This window comes from Pseudomonas sp. FW305-7, from assembly GCF_058786735.1.
Genome location: NZ_JBYSZA010000003.1, coordinates 296,003 through 312,831, shown reverse-complemented (window position 1 = coordinate 312,831; position 16,829 = coordinate 296,003). Strand labels below are relative to the sequence as shown.

Here is a 16,829-nt window from a genome sequence, read left to right as displayed (position 1 = left end):
GGCATAAATTGTTCGTGCATGTAGATTGACCTCAACGCCTTCGGATCGCCCCCGGAGGCGTTTTCGTTTCAGGCATGGGCTTCCCAGCGCAGGGATAGGAGGGGCAGGAAGCCGCCGCTGAGCATCGAGCGGGCGTCTTCATAGGCTTGGGTTTGCTGGCCTTCGTCGACGACCACCGCGCCGTTTTTTTCGCAGTAGAGGGAGAGGGCGCACCAGGTGCCGTCGGCCCAACTCATCACGCTAACTACGCGGCCTCGCTTTTCCTGTCGGCTGCGGTGGCGTTCGAGGCGCTGCATGAGACGAGTAGAAAATCCGATGCGGCGCAGTACGGAGAACGGATGCATCAAGGCGTTATCAGCGATCTTGCGATTCATGCTGCCTCCTGCGTATTAGCGAACAGTGGAGGAGGTGTTTCGCCTTTGAGCCAAGCGAGGATCTTGCTGTCTTCAGCACAGCGGCGACGGTGTACAACGGCCATTTGCTCGCGGCGTTGTGCAACACACTCCTCGACATAACCGTTCAGGTCGGAGGTCAAGCGCATATCTTGATGAGCGCGCTCGCTTGTCGTCTTCTCGACGGCAAGATCCTCATCCATGACCCGTTGCCATACCGCCGGATCGTTCGCGAATCCCGCTGATTGATCGACGAGCCAGTAGGTAACCCAGTCGGTCATGCCCCGCGATTTCAACGAGGCGAGGCGGCTTTCGCTCATAGCAAAATAGCCGGAGCCGTGAACGCTCGAAAACTCTCTGCGCACCGCATTTCTGCGGATCAGTTCGGGCAGCTCCCAAGGATTGGCTTTGATTGGAAGTACGAGACCGTCAGGGCTAAAAAAAAACGCTTCCTGCTCTTCACCGTTCCAGCTCACACCCGCGATGGTGCGATGGCGCCAGTTGATTTCACCAGGTTGATAGAGTCGGAATCCGACGCTGTACGAGTCAAAGAATGGTCCCTTGAAAGGGCAGTAATTGCGCTTCATGCGGCCACCTGATCACGGGCCTCAATGCGGCTTTTGACCCAGCTCTGGACTTCAGAAAGAACCCACGCGACAGGAGCTCCGCGAGCGTTGCTATTGCTCAGTTTTACCGGTCGTGGAAAACCACTTTCAGGGCACTGCATCAGCTTGTAGAGAGTCGAGCGCTTGAGTCCCGTAGCTATCTCAAGGCGCGGCATGCGAATGAGGGTAGTGGCGGGATCAAACGGAGTGGCTAGATCTGGTACGGCGGAAGGAGAGTCGAAAGGACTAGCAAGATTTGAAAAGGTTGGAGCGGGGAATTGGGTGAGGTTCTTTGTCATTGGTATTGCTCTCGATTGGTTTGGACGAGAGCAATGGTCTAGAGATTGGGCGGCGGTGAGCAGTTCACTTCCATTTGAAATTTCAGGTTTACACCACAAAGTTGCGCTTGAGAATTGCCTCGACACTTTTACGAGACAACGCCTTTTCGGTTTCAAGGGCGATCCACTCAGGGCGCTGCGCGAGTGGCTTTGCGACTTCCTGCTCGAGCCAGGAATGTACCTTCGAGGTGATATCCCTGTGTGACATGCCGCTCGCCAAGTAATGAAGGGCCTGCTTAGTGATGGCCGCATCGCGAGTGGTCATGTCTTGAGCTCGCCCTATCCCACTGACGACGCCACCTTTCTTGCGAATGGCGTTTTTGATAGCTCTATCTGCAATCGGGGTCAGCTCATCATCGATAAGGCAGGGGAGTGAAGTAATCGGCTCCAGATGAAGCACATATTGCTCGAGCGCCTCAATGCGTTCCCGCGGGTCAATCTGAGTCTCGACGAATTTACAGTAGAAGCTCCACGGCCAGTCGGTCGGATGCTTCGATACGTATGACCAGACCTTCTGATCGGCTTCACGCATCCAATCGCTCAAGATCCCGAGCGCCTTCACGGCGCAGGCCATTATGTAGGCCGCATGAGCCTCTCGATCCGAAGCAGCGTGACAACCGCTGTATTGTCGAACCCAGTGGGCGAGGCGCGCTCTGTGGTCGGTAGAGGCGTACTGAAAAATGGTTTCCTCATGCACGGTGGCCTTGATGCACATGCTGCTGAGATCGCTGCTGATGCCGCTGCTCTGGATGCGCTGACAGCACTGATCGATCAAGTAACACACATCAGTGAGCTGTTCGCGGCACAGTGCATAAAGCGACTGGTCCGATAGGAAGCCCCTCAAGCCAGACGTGAGTGCCGACTGCGCGATGCTTTGGTTGCTAGTCATTGGTCAGAGGCTCGCGCATCGTGTGCACCTCGATCCCACGCCCTATATTTAGCGAGCGTGACCAGCGAAAGTCCTTTGCGAGCGCGGGACAAGCCGCGGCCCGCAGCAGGGCGAGGGCTCGTTTTGGCGTTACACGTTTGAGCCGAGTTACACCGGGAGTAGGGGGGGCTGAGCATTCGTGTAACGGGCGTGAAAGCCAATGAATTCAGGCGTATGGTAGCGATTGTTACATGCGTAACACCTGTAACACCGATTTTTGGGAGGATATGGAAACGCACGTTCATACCACTTCTTCAAAATGCCCGTTAACGACATATCCGGCTGCTAACTGGTCCAGGTAATCCGCGTACCACTGCATCATCGTAGTACGTTGTTTAACGTAGACCGCTTTGTTGTAAACACCTGCAACTCCATCCTTCACATGGGAAAGTTGGGCCTCGATATGGTTCTCATCAAAACCGTGCTCGTTCAATATCGTGCTGGCGATGTGTCGGAATCCGTGGCCAGTTTGTCGACCTTCATAACCGAGGCGACGTAACGCCATTAGGAAGACAGTGTTGGAGCGTGCTTTGGTTGTGTCGCTGCGGCCTGGGAAAAGTAACTGGTAGCTGCCGGTCAAAACATACAGCTCTTTCAGCAGAGTTACTGCTTGGCGCGGAAGTGGCACTAGGTGCTCTCGGCGACGTTTCATTCGCTCCGCCGGGATTGTCCATAGCGCTTTTTTTAAGTCGAATTCTGACCATCGAGCCTCCCGAATTTCGGACGGACGACATGCCAGCATGGAAAGCAGATGCAGGCCGATACGAATATCCATAGCACTTGGATACGCTCGGATTGCTCGGAGCAGCGGAGGCAGTTCTTCTTGGGATACATGGGCGTAGTTTTCCGCCGGTTTCGTCTGAAGAAATTTGTGAAGGCCTTCCAACGGATTGTGGGTTGCCCGGCCGGTTACCCTAGCAAGATCGTATATCTCTCGACACATTCCCCGTACACGGCTGGTCTGCTCAATGATCCCTTTCCGTTCCATCGAGCGAAGAAAGTCCATCCACTCCATCGGAAGGATCTCGCGATAGGAGCGCGTTCCGAAAACTGGGAAGACGTGAAGCTCTAAAGCGCCGATGGTTCGAACGGCGGTGCCGTTGGTCCAGCCTTTTCGTTTGGACGCGTACCACTCCCGAGCAAGTTTCTCAAAGGTATTACTGGCGCTTTCCAACTCCGCAGCTTTCTTGGCTCGCATCGTTGCCAAGCGGTTGCTCCCTTCAGCTGTACTAGCCCGCAGTTCGGTCGCTTTCTGTCGTGCAGCAGATCCAGTAACTGCCGGGTAACTGCCTAGCCCTATCCAGGACCACTTACCGTCAGTCTTCTTGTATCGAAGCTGCCATGACTTTTTGCCATCGGGCCGCACTCGTAGATACACGTTGTTTCCATCGTGCTCGCGGTACTCCTTGGAATCGGGTTCCAGAGTCGCTACGACCGTGTCTGCTAGAGGACGACGTTTGATTTCATTGCGCTTCATTTCCTTGTACCCATCAGTTTCAATTTACATCCGTGGTACACGGGAGGATACAGCGCATGCTGGGATAGGGGTAGATAGGGACGGATAGCCAGAAACAAGAAAGCCCGCACAGGGCGGGCTTCTTGGGGTGTTTCGTAGACTGTCTGAGACAGGTCTAGATTGCTATTTGGTGGAGCCGGGGGGATTTGAACCCCCGTCCGCCAGTACTCCGCTGTCGGTACTACATGCGTAGCCGTGTCTATTAAGTTAACCCTCAGCGACCCGACGGGCAGGGTGCTTTGGGCGAGTTGTGTAAGTTTTAGCCGCTTCGTCCACAACGTACTGCACGGCGATTCTGTTCTATATGACAATCATTTTGGGTTTACAGACATCCCCTGATGATTGCTGGACCCGAAGGTACCAGGAGCATTGTCAGCTGCAATTAAGCAGCGAGAGCAACACCGTATTGGTCGTCATTGGCAACTATAAGTAGTTGCAACAGTGGGTTTACGACTTCTGTTACCAAGTCGGCATGCACCTAAAGTTTCGCAACCGGCGTCGAATCCTAAACGGCCCCGAACTCATTGCTCTGTACATCTTGATGAGCAACAAGCCTGCGCAGTGTACGCCAAACGACGTGGGAAGGCCAACCCGAAGGTTGGCCTTGTGGTGTTTCAGTTGCGCGTCGGATTGCGAATCTGCATTTTGGTGATCAGTGCTGAAGTGACCTCTACGCAATCCTTGTCATTACCGGCCGCTTGAGCCGCTTCGGCTTTTTCCTGAGCTTCCTTGACATTGTTCATGGACGTTTCAGGAATGGACGGCTGGCTGGTGACGAAGTCCTTGATGGTTTGAAGATTCCCGGCACAAAGGTCTTTGTCTGCCGCAAACACCGGCGACGTCAGCAGGGCACCAGCGATGAACAATCCAGCAATTGCAGAATGCTTCATGGGTATCTCCTTGAACGGTTGGTCTCGGTGCTGCCGGACGATCTGGCGGCGATGCCGAGGTCGTAACAGGCCGCGTTCGTATCGGGCCTGATCAATCGACCGCGACGACACACAGGAATTCGGTTTTTTTTACAGCGGGTATGAAACGCACGAATCATCACCCCAAACCGGTCAGGCCGACTCAAAGACTAGTCGGCTCCTGGATTATTTGTTGGTGTTGCCGGTGGTTTTCTGGATTTCCAGAATGATTTGCTGGGTTTCCGCCAGACATTCGTCGATCTTGCCTTGGGCTTTCAAGGCCCGGGCTTTGCTCACACTGGCCGAGACGCGCGAATTCAGATCCGGCGACGTCTGGTACTGCGCCTTGGCGTTGTCGATTGTCTGCAAATTCGCCTCGCACAAGCTCTCTGGCTTGTCAGCGGCGAAGGAAGAAGAGGCCATTATCGAGGCCGTAACGAAAAGACCTAACAGTACAGAACGCTTCATGAGTATCTCCTTGCACCGAGGAGTCCACACTTCGCCGACCGTGACAGCAGGCCACCGAAAAGAGGACAAGCCCCGAGTGTTCGGGGCCTGTTCTGTGGACTGCCGTCTCGCGCAGGGGTTCTGTTTTTCTTCAGCAGGCCTTTGCCTGAGTCACCCGATCTACCAGATAAACCAGACCGTGATAGTCGATCCCGCCATGCTGGGTCAGGCCGATTTCGCACGTGCGGCTGGTGGAAATCCCTTCGCTGCAATGCTGCACCGCGTCCTTCAGTGTGCGCAGCGAGTGGCTGTTCAGTTCCGGCGTGGTAAAGCCCTTGTCACCGGCAAATCCGCAGCAATGAATACCCTCCGGAATCACCACGTTTTTGCTGCACTTGCGCGCCAGATCGATCAGCGCCTGGCTTTCACCCAGGTGCTGAGTGCTGCAGGTCACATGCACCGCAATCGGCGCGTCCTGTGGGGTGAAATCCAGTCGATCAAGAAGGTGCGTACGAATGAAACGCACGGGGTCGTACAGGTCCAGGCGCACATCTCCCACGTCCTGCACCAGGCGCAAGGTGCATGGGCTGGTGTCGCAGTAGATCGGATCGAGCCCGCCGCGACTGGCGTGCAGAAGCGCGCTGATCAACTCCTGACGCTTGTGCTCGGCCTGTTCTGCATAGCCTTTGGAGGCGAAGGGCTGACCGCAGCAGAGGTTGTCCTGATTGTCCGGGAAGACCACTTGGTAACCGGCCTTTTCCAGCAGGCCACGGGTTTTGTCGTACAGCGACATCTGCTCCTTGTCACCCGCCGCCGGGCCCATGACCCGCGATACGCACGCCGCCAGATAGACCACGCGCGGGCGCTCATCGGACACACTCGGGCTGAAGCGAATGGCTTTTTCCGGTTGCGGCATTGCGTTGGTCCACAGCGGCACCTGGCCTTTGGACAATCGCGTCAGCGTCGCCGAGAGCCTGGCCAGACGCGGCGCGCCCAGCAGCATCCGTGCGCCATTGGCGACATGCAGGGTGAAGCGCGCGCCTTGCAGGGTCTTGGCGAAGTTTCCTTCAATCCAGTCAGCAGTTTTCTGATGCGTTGCGTGTCGGCCACGGAGCTTTTTCACCAGGTCGCCGGTATTGATGCCTACAGGGCAGCGTTGCGCGCACAACCCGGTCGCGGCGCAGGTGTCGATGCCTTGGTATTCGTAGGCTTTTTCCAGTTCGCTGGTGTCGACGCCGGCGCGTTTTTTCGCCTGAATATCACGCCAGATCACGATGCGCTGGCGCGGGCTGAGGGTCAGGCCTTTCGACGGGCAGACCGGTTCGCAGAAACCACACTCGATGCATTTGTCGACGATCTCGTCGGCTGCCGGCAGTGGTTTCAGATGCTTGAGGTGGATCTGCGGATCTTCGCTGAGCACCACGTCCGGGTTGAGGATGCCTTTCGGGTCGAGCAGGCGTTTGAGCTGCCACATCAATTGATAGGCGTCGCTGCCCCATTCCAGCTCTACGAAGGGCGCCATGTTGCGTCCGGTACCGTGTTCAGCCTTGAGTGAACCGCCGAATTCCACTGCCACCAACTGCGCCACATCGTCCATGAACGCTTGATAGCGTGCGACTTCTTCCGCGCTGTTGAAGCCTTGGGTGAAGACAAAGTGCAGATTGCCTTCCAGCGCGTGTCCGAAAAGGATCGCTTCGTCGTAGGAGTGTTTGTCGAACAACTCGATCAAGCGGTTAACGCCGATGGCCAGTTGCTCGACCGGAAAGGTCACGTCTTCGATGATCACCGTGGTGCCGGTTTTACGCACAGCGCCGACGGCGGGGAAGGTGTCCTTGCGGATCGCCCAAAGCTTGGCGTTCTCGGCAGGGTCTTCGGTGAAGTCGACCTGCTTTTCCACCGGGAAGCCACTGAGCGACGCCATGATCTGCGCCAGTTGTTCCTGCAGCAAAGTGGAAGACGCGGCGCGGGATTCGATGAGCAACGCGCAGGCATTATTCGACAACTGTTGTACGAAAGTGGGCATGCCCGGTTTGTCTTGCACCGAACGCAAGCTGCGGCGATCCAGCAGCTCTACGGCGGACACCGGTTGGCTTTTCAGCACGGTGACCGCGTTGCAGCAGGTCTCCACATCCGGGAACACGATCAGTGCCGACGCCTTGTTCGGGTGGTCGATTACCGTGTCGTAAGTTACCGCGCTGATGAAGCCGAGCGTGCCTTCAGAGCCGACCAGCAAGTGGCTCAAGATATCCACAGGCTCGTCGAAATCCACCAGCGCGTTGAGCGACAGACCGGTGGTATTTTTCAGACGATATTTGTGGCGGATTCGCGCAGCCAGTTCGGCGTTGGCGCGGGTCTCGCGGCCCAACGTCGCCAGGCGCTCCAGCAGCTCGCCGTGACTTTCACGAAACGCGACGACATTGGCGGCGTCTTCGGTGTCGAGGCGCGTACCGTCGGCCAGCACCAGGCGAATCCCGGCCAGCGTGTGATAGGTGTTTTGCGCCGTGCCGCAGCACATGCCGCTGGCGTTGTTGGCGACGATACCGCCGATCTTGCAGGCGTTGATCGACGCCGGGTCCGGACCGATCTTGCGGCCGAACGGGGCTAGCCATGCGTTGGCCTGCGCGCCGATGACGCCCGGCTGCAGGCGGATTTGCATGCCGTGATCACGAATCTCGCGGGCGTTCCAGTTATCCCCAAGCACAATCAGCACCGAATCGCTGATCGCCTGCCCGGAAAGGCTGGTCCCGGCGGCGCGGAAGGTCACCGCGACCTGATCGCGTTGGGCCAGTTGCAGCAATGCCACCACTTCGTCCTCGGACTCGACGCGGATCACCAGTTTCGGGATCAGCCGATAAAAACTGGCGTCAGTGCCGAACGCCAGCGTCGATAACGGATCGTCAAAGCGGCGGTCGGCCGGAATCAGTTGTTGCGCATCGCGCAGGAAATTCGCCGGTAACGTCATTGGTCCTCCAGAATCAGAACCACCAGGTCTTTCGGACCGTGGGCGCCGTAGGCCAGCACTTGTTCGATGTCAGCGGTTTTCGACGGGCCGGACACCAGCAGCGCGTTGGTCGGCATGCCTTGCGCCCACTCGAATTCCTGTTGCACCTGATAGAAGTTGTCGCGGATTTCGCTGGCCTTGAGCAGGGCGAAATGCACAGGCGGCACCAGACTCATCAGCCTTGGTTCTTCACGGGTTGGCCACAGAATCAGGCTGCCGGTGGCGGCGATAGCGCCGAGGGTGCCGGTGAGGCTGGCGGGAGTGTCGTTGAACAGCTCGGCTTTCCATTCTTCCATCGGCCGGTCGTAGGATTTCAGCGTCGGCAGATCAGGATTGTTCGCCCAGTGCTGTGTGATTTTTTCACCGTGCCGCGTAGTCGGTGCGATCAACAGGCTTGGCAGCTGGCGATCACGCAGCAATTGCGCGAGCAGTGCCGGCCATTCTTTATCAGAGGTCAGATGGATTTCGGTGTGTACCGCTTCCATCAGTTTGCGCAGTTGCGGGATGCGTTGTTCGGCGCTGTAGGTGTAAGGCTGCGTTACCAGATCGACATCAAAGTCGTCGGTGATCGGCGTGGCGCCGGTCAGACTTTTCCGCAGTTTGCCGAGGATATTTTGCTTGGCGCTCATTTGCGGTCTCCCTGTTTGGCCAGATGCTCGCGGGCCATGTCATGCAACGAGCGGGCGGCGGGTTTCGGCGCGCTGTGGTTCTGCGTCCACGGGCCAATGTTGCCTGGCGTCAGGGCGCGCAGGCGCGTGGCGAAGAAGCCGAACAATCGATACAAGGTCGGCGAGCTGTTGAGCCTGGCCCAGGCGTTCCAGATAAAACGCTCCTTGCGCGAATATTTGCTGCCCTGGCCGCGCATCACTTGATGTGGGCTGTCCGGTGCTTTGACGTTCTCTTCACGTAGGCGACGCAGGATCGCCGGGATAGGAATTTTTACCGGGCACACTTCACCGCAGGCACCGCACAGCGAAGACGCGCTCGGGTGATCCGGAACCTTGGCCAGACCGACCATGTGCGGCGTGATGATTTTGCCGATCGGACCCGGATAGACCTCGCCGTAGGTGTGGCCGCCGACGCGGGTGTAGACCGGGCAATGATTCATGCACGCGCCGCAGCGAATGCAGTTGAGGGTCTGGCGCAGTTCACTGTCGGCAAAGGCCTGGCTGCGACCGTTGTCGAGCAGCACCAGATGCACTTCCTGCGGGCCGTCGAGTTCGTGTTCCTTGCGCGGGCCTGAGATCATGTTGACGTAGGTGGTGATCGGAATGCCCAGCGCCGAGCGGGTCAGCAGCGATAGTAGTGGCACCACATCGCGCAGGTTCTCGACGACTTTTTCGATGCCGGTGACGGCGATATGCACGGGCGGCACGGTGGTGGTCATGCGCCCGTTGCCTTCGTTTTCCACCAGCAGCAGGGTGCCGGTTTCGGCTACGGCGAAGTTGACGCCGGAGACGCCGATGTCCGCTTCGAAGAATTTCTGCCGCAGGACTCTGCGACCGATTTGAATGAGTTGGTCAACGTCCTTGGTGTACTCCACGCCAAGTTTGTCGTGGAACAAGGACGCGACCTGACCGGCATTCTTGTGGATCGCCGGCATAATGATGTGTGAAGGCTTCTCGTGGTCGAGCTGGACGATGTATTCCCCCATATCGGACTCCAGGCATTCAACACCTTGAGCCTCGAGGAAATGGTTCATCTCCATCTCTTCGCTGACCATTGATTTGCCCTTGATCACTTGCCGCGCCTCGTGAGCGCGGATGATCGAGAGGACGATGCCATTGGCCTCGTCCACCGTCTCCGCCCAGTGCACTGTCACACCGTTGCGGGTCAGGTTCTGTTCCAGTTGCTCGAGCAGGTCGGGCAACTTGGAGAGCGCACGCGCCCTGATCGAGTTGCCCAGGGCACGCAAATGTTCTCTTTCGTGGGCATCGCTGAAAGCCGCTGCCCGTTTGGTCATCAGTGAATCCATGGCAGTGCGGAAGTTGTTCCGTAACTGCGCATCGCCCAAGGCGTTGTGGGCCCGGGTGCGGAAATCTTCTTCTACGGCGACCGTAGGAATAATCGTCGAGGTGCTCATTTCGCACCTCCGGTTCGCTGCCAGAGGAAGCTCGCTAGATGTTGCCCGCGCAGCGCTTCCTGCTGTTTTTCCAGCGAGCCGTTGATATTCATCAAACAGCCGCAGTCGGCACTCAATACCTTGTGTGCGCCGGAATCCTTCAGCGCTTTGGTCTTGTCAGCCACCATCGCGCCGGAAATGTCTGGCATACGGACGCTGAATGTCCCACCGAAGCCACAGCATTCGCTTTCGTGGTCGTGGTTGACCCGTTCCACGTTGCTCAACTGCGCCAACAACTCGCGACCGTGCAGGTGGGTGTTCATTTCTCGGCGCGCCGAACACGAAGTGTGTAGCGCGACTTTGACCGGCGCGCCGCTGTCCTGGAACTGCACCTTGCAGACGAACAGCAGAAACTCGGCCAACTCATAGGTGCGGGCCGCGAGGGCCTGAACCTGTTTCAACGTTTCCGGCTCGTCCTTGAACAAGTCGGCGTAATGTTCGCGCAACATGCCCGCGCAGGAGCCCGACGGCACCACTACCGGATAATCCCCGGCGAACAACGCCAGTTGCGAGCGCGCCACGGTCCGTGCCTGCTCGGTGTAACCGGAGGTGTAGGCCGGTTGTCCGCAGCAGCTTTGCCCTTGCGGGTATTCGACCTTGATGCCTTCGCGCTCCAGCAAGTGGATCGCATCCATTCCGGCTTCGGGGTAGAACAGGTCGACCACGCATGTGCCGAACAGGTAGACCCGCGACGGTTTCTCGCTGGGGTATTGCCGAGGTTCGGGCAGAGGCGGTGCAACGCGGGTCGCGTTCGGCACAGCGTTGTAATAAAGCTCGCTCATCAGGCGTGTCTCCGGGTGGTCCCGGTTATCCGTCCGCTGAGGCTGCTGAATATAAAGAGCGTTGCTTTCAGCAGCCTTACAGACCGGGTGTGAATTGCTGACGCCGGAATCACGAACCGGCGTCGGTTTTTTCCATGTCGCTTGTAGGCTTCTTATTGGTTTAGTGCACCAGCATGCCGGTGAACCAGTAGGCCTGAGCCAGGGTGATCAGACCGACAATCGTTGCAAAGAATAGGCTGTGCTTGAGGGTGAAGCGGAACAGATCCGATTCCTTGCCCACCAGACCGGTCGCGGCGCAGGCCACGGCGATCGATTGTGGCGAGATCATCTTGCCGGTTACGCCGCCGCTGGTGTTCGCCGCGACCAGCAGCGTGTCGTTGACGCCGATCTGGTGCGCGGTGGTCGCTTGCAAAGAACTGAACAGCGCGTTCGACGAAGTATCGGAACCGGTGAGGAACACGCCCAGCCAGCCGAGAAACGGCGAGAAGAACGGAAACGCTGCACCAGTACCCGCCAACACCAATGCCATGGTCGAAGACATGCCGGAGTAGTTGGTGACAAAAGCGAAGGCCAGCACCATGCCGATCGACAGGATTGGCCAGCGCAGTTCGTAGAAGGTCTCTTTCAAAGTGGTAAGACCAATTTTGAAATTGATCTTCAGCACCAGCATCGAAATAAGTGCCGAGAAGAAAATCGCTGTGCCGGTCGCGGAAATCGGGTCGAGTTTGAATACGGCCGGGATCGCAGTTGGCGCAGCCACGATCGGCGCAGTCTTGATCACCAGTTGATCAAGGTGCGGGATCGCGAAGTTGAACACCCACGCATACATCGAGCCGCCAGCGGCGAACATGGCTTTGAAAGGCTTCAGTGTCCAGATCGTCACCAGCACGGTGAGAATCAGGAACGGCGACCATGCTTTGAAAATTTCCCCGAGGCTGTAAGGCGAAGCCACGGTGGTGCGCTTCTGGCCGAAACCGCCGACGCTGGCGGTAATCGCAGCGCTGGATGTAGCGCCGGCGATTTGCGCGCCTGCGGTGCGTTTCGGCTGCCAGATCTTCAGGAACAATGTCAGCGAAATCAGGCTGGCCAGCGCCGAGGTGATGTCCGGCAGTTCCGGGCCGATGAAGTTCGACGTGAAGTACTGAGTCACGGCGAAGCTCAGGCCTGCGACCAGTGCAGCGGGCCAGGTTTCGCGCACGCCGCGCAGGCCATCCATCATGAATATCAGCCAGAACGGTACGAACAGCGACAGCAGCGGTAGCTGACGACCGGTCATGGCGCCAATCTTGAATGCATCGATGCCAGTCACTTGGCCGGCCACGATGATCGGAATACCCAGCGCACCGAACGCGACTGGTGCGGTGTTGGCGATCAGGCATAGACCAGCGGCGTACAGCGGGTTGAAACCCAGTCCGACGAGGAGCGCGGCGGTAATCGCGACCGGCGCACCGAAACCGGCGGCACCTTCCAGGAATGCACCGAAGCAGAAGCCGATCAGCAGCACTTGCAGGCGTTGGTCGTCAGTGATCGACAGTACCGAACTGCGAATGACCTCGAACTGACCACTCTTGACCGTCAGTTTGTAAAGAAAAACGGCCGCGACAATGATCCACGCAATCGGCCACAGGCCGTAGGCGAAGCCATACCCGGCTGCGGCGAACGCCATGTCGACCGGCATCTGGAACGCGAAGATCGCCACGGCAATCGACAAGGCAAGCGTGATGCTGCCGGCCACATGACCTTTGAGGCGGAACACCGCCAAAGCGAGGAAGAAGAAAACGATGGGGATGACGGCCGCGAGTGCGGAGACGCCGAGACTGCCGAGCGGGCTGTAGAGCTGTTGCCAGGTTTGCATATGGGGTGGCCCCTAATTGTTGTTGGTCAGGCACTGTCAGCGTTCTTGGATAATTGGTAATACCAATTTACAATCGCTGTTGGCTAGGGTAAAAGCCTTGATGTCGGTGTGTCAATTTGTCGCCCTGAAACTTTTGTCGAATGAGCGGTGCAGAACGCATCTGATCTGGTCGGGCGATTGTTTTCTGGCAGGTGTCGACAGCGCGCCGATAGGCCAGAATAGAGAGCCCGGCGAGCGGTCGGGATCGTGGAGAAATGAGTTATGGGGTTTGATCAGATACGTCAGCGCCGTTTGTCTGACGACATTGTCGAGCGGCTCGAGGGGATGATTCTCGAAGGCACGCTGAAGTCCGGTGAGCGGCTGCCAGCGGAGCGCACGCTGGCCGAGCAATTTGGCGTATCACGTCCGTCGCTGCGTGAGGCGATTCAAAAACTGGCGGCCAAGGGTTTGCTGGTCAGTCGCCAGGGCGGCGGCAATTATGTGGTGGAAAGCCTGGGTTCGACCTTTAGCGATCCTCTTCTGCAATTGCTCGAAAGCAATCCCGAGGCGCAGCGTGACTTGCTGGAATTTCGGCACACTCTGGAGGCATCGTGCGCCTATTACGCTGCATTGCGCGCTACCGATGTTGATCGCGAGCGTCTGACAGCCGCATTCGAAGAACTGCAGGATTGCTACACGCGTCACGACGATGTCAGTCGGGCGGAGGAGGGCGCGGCGGATGCGAAGTTTCATCTGGCGATTGCCGAAGCCAGTCATAACGCCGTGTTGCTGCACACCATTCGCGGGCTGTTCGATCTGCTCAAGCGCAACGTCGTGACCAACATCGGCGGGATGTACAAACAGCGCACGGAAACCCGCGACATGCTGATCACTCAGCATCGGGAATTGTATCTGGCGATTATCGAAGGTCGTGCAGAGCAGGCAAGGGAAGTCTCCAGTCGACACATTTTGTATGTGCAGGAAGTGCTGGAAGAGGTGCGCCAGGAGGTTCAGCGGATGGCTCGGGCGGAGCGGCGCAAGGGGATGTGAGGTGGCAAATTAATTGTGGCGAGGGAGCTGGCTGTCGCTGAGGCGCGCAGCGGCTCTCGCTTGTTAATGTTCGCGAGAACCGATTGCGCCTGCTGCGCAGGCGAGCGGGAGCAAGCTCCCTCGCCACAGGTGCGGCATCAGGGCAGGGAGTTAATCTTCCTTGCCCTTGTTGCGCACGGCACGCTGCAGCTCACGACCGGCATCGCGCTCACGCTCGGTGTCACGCTTGTCGTATTCCTTCTTGCCCTTGCCCAGAGCAATCTCGCACTTGACCATGTGCTTGCTCCAATACCAGGACAGGCATACGCAGGCGTAACCCTTTTGCTGCACGGCCGCCGCAAGCTTTTCCAGCTCGCGGCGGTTGAGCAGCAATTTGCGCGTGCGCACCGGGTCGGCGATGACGTGGGTGCTTGCGGTCATCAGAGGCGTGATGTGACTGCCGAGCAGCCACGCTTCGCCATCCTTGAGCAGCACGTAACTGTCGACCAGTTGCAGCTTGCTTGCCCGCAGACTTTTTACTTCCCAGCCGGCCAGGACCAGACCAGCCTCGAACTTGTGTTCGATGAAGTAATCGTGTCGCGCCTTTTTGTTCTGCGCGATGGTCCCTGTTGGGTGTTTCTTCTGTTTAGCCATAGGGGCGGCATTATATGGAGATAAACGGCTGTCGGCTACGGTGATGCTGCGTGCTTGAGCAGGTTGAGTGAATCCCGGACAATGCGGCCTCTTTTTCTAACGCTTGGGCGTGATAAACGATGTCGACAGACAAGGTTTCTGTCCACGGCAGTTGGGCTAGCCGCTGGGTATTCATACTCGCCGCGACCGGTTCGGCCGTGGGACTGGGTAGTATCTGGAAGTTCCCCTACATGGTCGGGGTCTACGGCGGCGGCGCCTTTGTGCTGATGTTTCTGGCGTGCATCGCACTGATCGGGATCCCGGTCATGCTCGCTGAAACCCTGATCGGCCGGCGCGCTCGGCAGAGTCCGGCGAACGCCTTGAAGGTGCTGGCACTGGAAGCCGGGCACTCGGCCAAGTGGTCTTGGGGCGCGTTTGCCGGGATGATCACGGCATTGTTGATCCTGTCTTTCTATAGCGTGGTCGGCGGCTGGTCGCTGGATTACATCGTCGATATGGGGCGCGGTGATTTTCAGGGTGCCAGCGCCGATCAAGTCGGTGCCTATTTCGGTAATGTCATCGCCGACCCATGGCGTCTGACACTTTGGCACACAGTTTTCATGCTTTTGTCGGCGCTGGTGATCGCCAAAGGTGTGGTCGCCGGGCTGGAGCGCAGTTTGCGCATCATGATGCCGCTACTGTTCGTGATGGTGCTGGTGCTGCTGGGTTACAGCATGACCACCGGGCATTTCATGGAGGGCGTGCATTTCATGTTCGATTTCCACCCGGAAAAGGTCCTCGACGGCTTGTTGCCGGCCATGGGGCACGCGTTTTTCTCGCTGAGCGTAGGCGTGGGCTCGATCATGATCTACGGTGCTTACATGCCGAAGAACACGTCGCTGTCCGGCACGGTGGTTGGCGTAGCGCTGCTTGATACCTTCGTGTCGCTGGTGGCCGGCCTGGCCTTGTTCCCGATTGTATTCGCTGGCGGGCTGAACCCTAGCGAGGGGCCTGGCTTGATGTTCGTCAGTCTGCCATTTGCTTTCGGTAACGTGGCTTTTGGCCAACTGATGGGCGTTGTGTTCTTTGTTCTGGTGGCGATTGCTGCCTGGAGTTCGGCGATTTCTCTGCTGGAGCCGATGGTTGCCTATCTGGTTGAACGCACGAAAGTCAGCCGTGCCTGGGTGACTTTCTGGTTGGCATTCATTTGCTGGTTCGTCGGTCTGGGCACGGTGTTTTCCTTCAATATCTGGAAGGAAGCCAAATTTTTCGTGAACGAAGGCGGGATGTTCCATCTCTACCAATGGGGGGCAGCGGGCGGTCTGGATTTCTTCGGCGTGATCGACTTCTTCACCTCGCGAATCATGTTGCCACTCGGCGGATTGTGCTTCGTGCTGTTCGCCGGTTGGGTGATGGGGCGTGAAGCGGTACGTGACGAGTTGTCTATCCGTCACCCGGCATTGTTTGCCCTGTCCTTGTTTTTGATGCGCTACGTGGCGCCCATCGGCATTGTTGTAGTGTTTGCCGCTCAGTTCTGGAAGTAACGCTCACATGACGACACATATTCAACGATCTGCCCTGCTGCCTTATCCGGCGCAGTTCCTTTATGACCTGGTCAACGACGTGGCGCGGTACCCGGAGTTCTTGCCGTGGTGCTCGTCTGCTGAAGTGCTGGAAAGTTCGCCCGAGCATATGCGTGCCAGTGTTGGCGTGGCCAAGGGCGGGCTCAGTCAGCATTTCGTGACACGCAATACGCTGGTGCCGGGGCAGTCGATCGAGATGAACCTTGAAGAAGGGCCTTTCAATCAGTTGCACGGTGTCTGGGTGTTCAAGGCGTTGAACGAGAAGGCGTGCAAGATCAGTCTGGATCTGTCCTTCGATTACGCGGGCCCGCTGGTGCGAGCTACGCTGGGACCGTTGTTCAATCAGGCAGCGAACACGCTGGTGGATGCATTCTGCCAGCGCGCCAAGCAGATGCATGGTTGAGTCGGTGATCGGGATAGAGGTCGTGTATGCGGCCGTGGATCGTCAGGTCTTGCGCGCGGTCAGTGTTCCCGAAGGGATTACCGTACGGGAGGCGTTGCTCAAGTCTGGGATTGGCGACGAGTTCCCGGAGCTTGATCTGACGGAGTGCCCGGTGGGTATCTTTGGCAAAGTGATTGCCGATCCTCAGGTTCGTCTGATTCAAGCGGGGGATCGCATCGAAATTTATCGCCCGCTGCTCGCCGATCCCAAGGAAGTGCGGCGCTTGCGTGCCGCCAAGGCTGCGGCGGCGAAAGCTCGAGAGCAGTAAT

The 16,829-nt window shown here is 57.9% G+C and carries 17 protein-coding genes and 1 other RNA gene; 4 read left to right on the top strand and 14 right to left on the bottom strand.

The features are described 5' to 3' along the window. Positions 1–68 precede the first annotated feature (68 nt). The 13 genes from AC3WMT_RS06720 to AC3WMT_RS06660 form a co-directional block, all read right to left on the bottom strand. The gene (locus AC3WMT_RS06720) at positions 69–374 is read right to left on the bottom strand and encodes a hypothetical protein (protein WP_103303229.1); all 306 of its coding nucleotides are present in this window, start codon (positions 372–374) and stop codon (positions 69–71) included. Continuing rightward, positions 371–979 (bottom strand): hypothetical protein, encoded by a 609-nt coding sequence (locus AC3WMT_RS06715; protein ID WP_103303228.1) that lies wholly within the window; start codon positions 977–979, stop codon positions 371–373. The genes AC3WMT_RS06720 and AC3WMT_RS06715 overlap by 4 nt, the downstream gene beginning before the upstream one ends. Then, positions 976–1,296, bottom strand: coding sequence for a helix-turn-helix transcriptional regulator (locus AC3WMT_RS06710; RefSeq protein WP_103303227.1), 321 nt, complete (start codon positions 1,294–1,296; stop codon positions 976–978). Before AC3WMT_RS06710 ends, AC3WMT_RS06715 begins: the two co-directional genes overlap by 4 nt. An 88-nt stretch (positions 1,297–1,384) precedes the next feature. Next, entirely contained in the window at positions 1,385–2,224 is an 840-nt protein-coding gene (locus AC3WMT_RS06705; protein WP_177431371.1) for a hypothetical protein, read from the bottom strand. Positions 2,225–2,504: 280 nt separating this feature from the next. Continuing rightward, positions 2,505–3,740, bottom strand: a complete 1,236-nt coding sequence (locus AC3WMT_RS06700) for a tyrosine-type recombinase/integrase (RefSeq protein ID WP_103303226.1) — start codon at positions 3,738–3,740, stop codon at positions 2,505–2,507. A 167-nt stretch (positions 3,741–3,907) separates the two neighbouring features. After that, positions 3,908–4,296: a transfer-messenger RNA gene (ssrA, locus tag AC3WMT_RS06695) on the bottom strand. A gap of 97 nt (positions 4,297–4,393) precedes the next feature. Continuing rightward, the gene (locus AC3WMT_RS06690; protein ID WP_103303225.1) at positions 4,394–4,669 is read right to left on the bottom strand and encodes a PA2433 domain-containing protein; all 276 of its coding nucleotides are present in this window, start codon (positions 4,667–4,669) and stop codon (positions 4,394–4,396) included. Between the two features lie 204 nt (positions 4,670–4,873). Beyond that, positions 4,874–5,155 (bottom strand): PA2433 domain-containing protein, encoded by a 282-nt coding sequence (locus AC3WMT_RS06685; protein WP_103303224.1) that lies wholly within the window; start codon positions 5,153–5,155, stop codon positions 4,874–4,876. 130 nt (positions 5,156–5,285) lie between these two features. Continuing rightward, on the bottom strand, positions 5,286–8,096 hold the full coding sequence (locus tag AC3WMT_RS06680; RefSeq protein ID WP_103303223.1) for an FAD-binding and (Fe-S)-binding domain-containing protein: 2,811 nt from the start codon (positions 8,094–8,096) through the stop codon (positions 5,286–5,288). Beyond that, positions 8,093–8,764: a LutC/YkgG family protein gene (locus AC3WMT_RS06675; protein ID WP_103303222.1), complete on the bottom strand. Its 672-nt coding sequence runs from the start codon at positions 8,762–8,764 to the stop codon at positions 8,093–8,095. Before AC3WMT_RS06675 ends, AC3WMT_RS06680 begins: the two co-directional genes overlap by 4 nt. Then, entirely contained in the window at positions 8,761–10,218 is a 1,458-nt protein-coding gene (locus AC3WMT_RS06670) for a LutB/LldF family L-lactate oxidation iron-sulfur protein (RefSeq protein ID WP_103303221.1), read from the bottom strand. Before AC3WMT_RS06670 ends, AC3WMT_RS06675 begins: the two co-directional genes overlap by 4 nt. Then, positions 10,215–11,039 (bottom strand): (Fe-S)-binding protein, encoded by an 825-nt coding sequence (locus AC3WMT_RS06665; RefSeq protein ID WP_103303220.1) that lies wholly within the window; start codon positions 11,037–11,039, stop codon positions 10,215–10,217. Before AC3WMT_RS06665 ends, AC3WMT_RS06670 begins: the two co-directional genes overlap by 4 nt. Positions 11,040–11,199: 160 nt before the next feature. Beyond that, entirely contained in the window at positions 11,200–12,894 is a 1,695-nt protein-coding gene (locus AC3WMT_RS06660; protein ID WP_103303219.1) for a lactate permease LctP family transporter, read from the bottom strand. Positions 12,895–13,155: 261 nt separating this feature from the next. On the opposite strand from AC3WMT_RS06660, the gene AC3WMT_RS06655 reads away from it, so the two are divergent. Further along, positions 13,156–13,923 carry an FCD domain-containing protein gene (locus AC3WMT_RS06655; RefSeq protein WP_103303218.1) on the top strand — a complete coding sequence of 256 codons (768 nt, stop codon included), beginning with the start codon at positions 13,156–13,158 and terminating at the stop codon, positions 13,921–13,923. Between the two features lie 150 nt (positions 13,924–14,073). Here AC3WMT_RS06655 and smpB read toward each other — a convergent pair whose 3' ends face one another. Beyond that, positions 14,074–14,556: an SsrA-binding protein SmpB gene (gene smpB, locus AC3WMT_RS06650; protein ID WP_007915208.1), complete on the bottom strand. Its 483-nt coding sequence runs from the start codon at positions 14,554–14,556 to the stop codon at positions 14,074–14,076. Positions 14,557–14,675: 119 nt separating this feature from the next. Here smpB and AC3WMT_RS06645 point away from each other — a divergent pair, with 119 nt between their 5' ends. From AC3WMT_RS06645 to AC3WMT_RS06635, 3 genes are read left to right on the top strand one after another with little or no spacing between them, the layout of a single operon-like run. After that, a complete protein-coding gene (locus AC3WMT_RS06645; protein WP_103303217.1) occupies positions 14,676–16,079 on the top strand; it encodes a sodium-dependent transporter in 1,404 nt (467 codons plus the stop codon). Between the two features lie 7 nt (positions 16,080–16,086). After that, positions 16,087–16,521 carry a type II toxin-antitoxin system RatA family toxin gene (locus tag AC3WMT_RS06640; protein WP_003221509.1) on the top strand — a complete coding sequence of 145 codons (435 nt, stop codon included), beginning with the start codon at positions 16,087–16,089 and terminating at the stop codon, positions 16,519–16,521. Continuing rightward, the gene (locus tag AC3WMT_RS06635; RefSeq protein WP_103303216.1) at positions 16,514–16,828 is read left to right on the top strand and encodes an RnfH family protein; all 315 of its coding nucleotides are present in this window, start codon (positions 16,514–16,516) and stop codon (positions 16,826–16,828) included. Before AC3WMT_RS06640 ends, AC3WMT_RS06635 begins: the two co-directional genes overlap by 8 nt. Position 16,829: the final 1 nt, after the last annotated feature.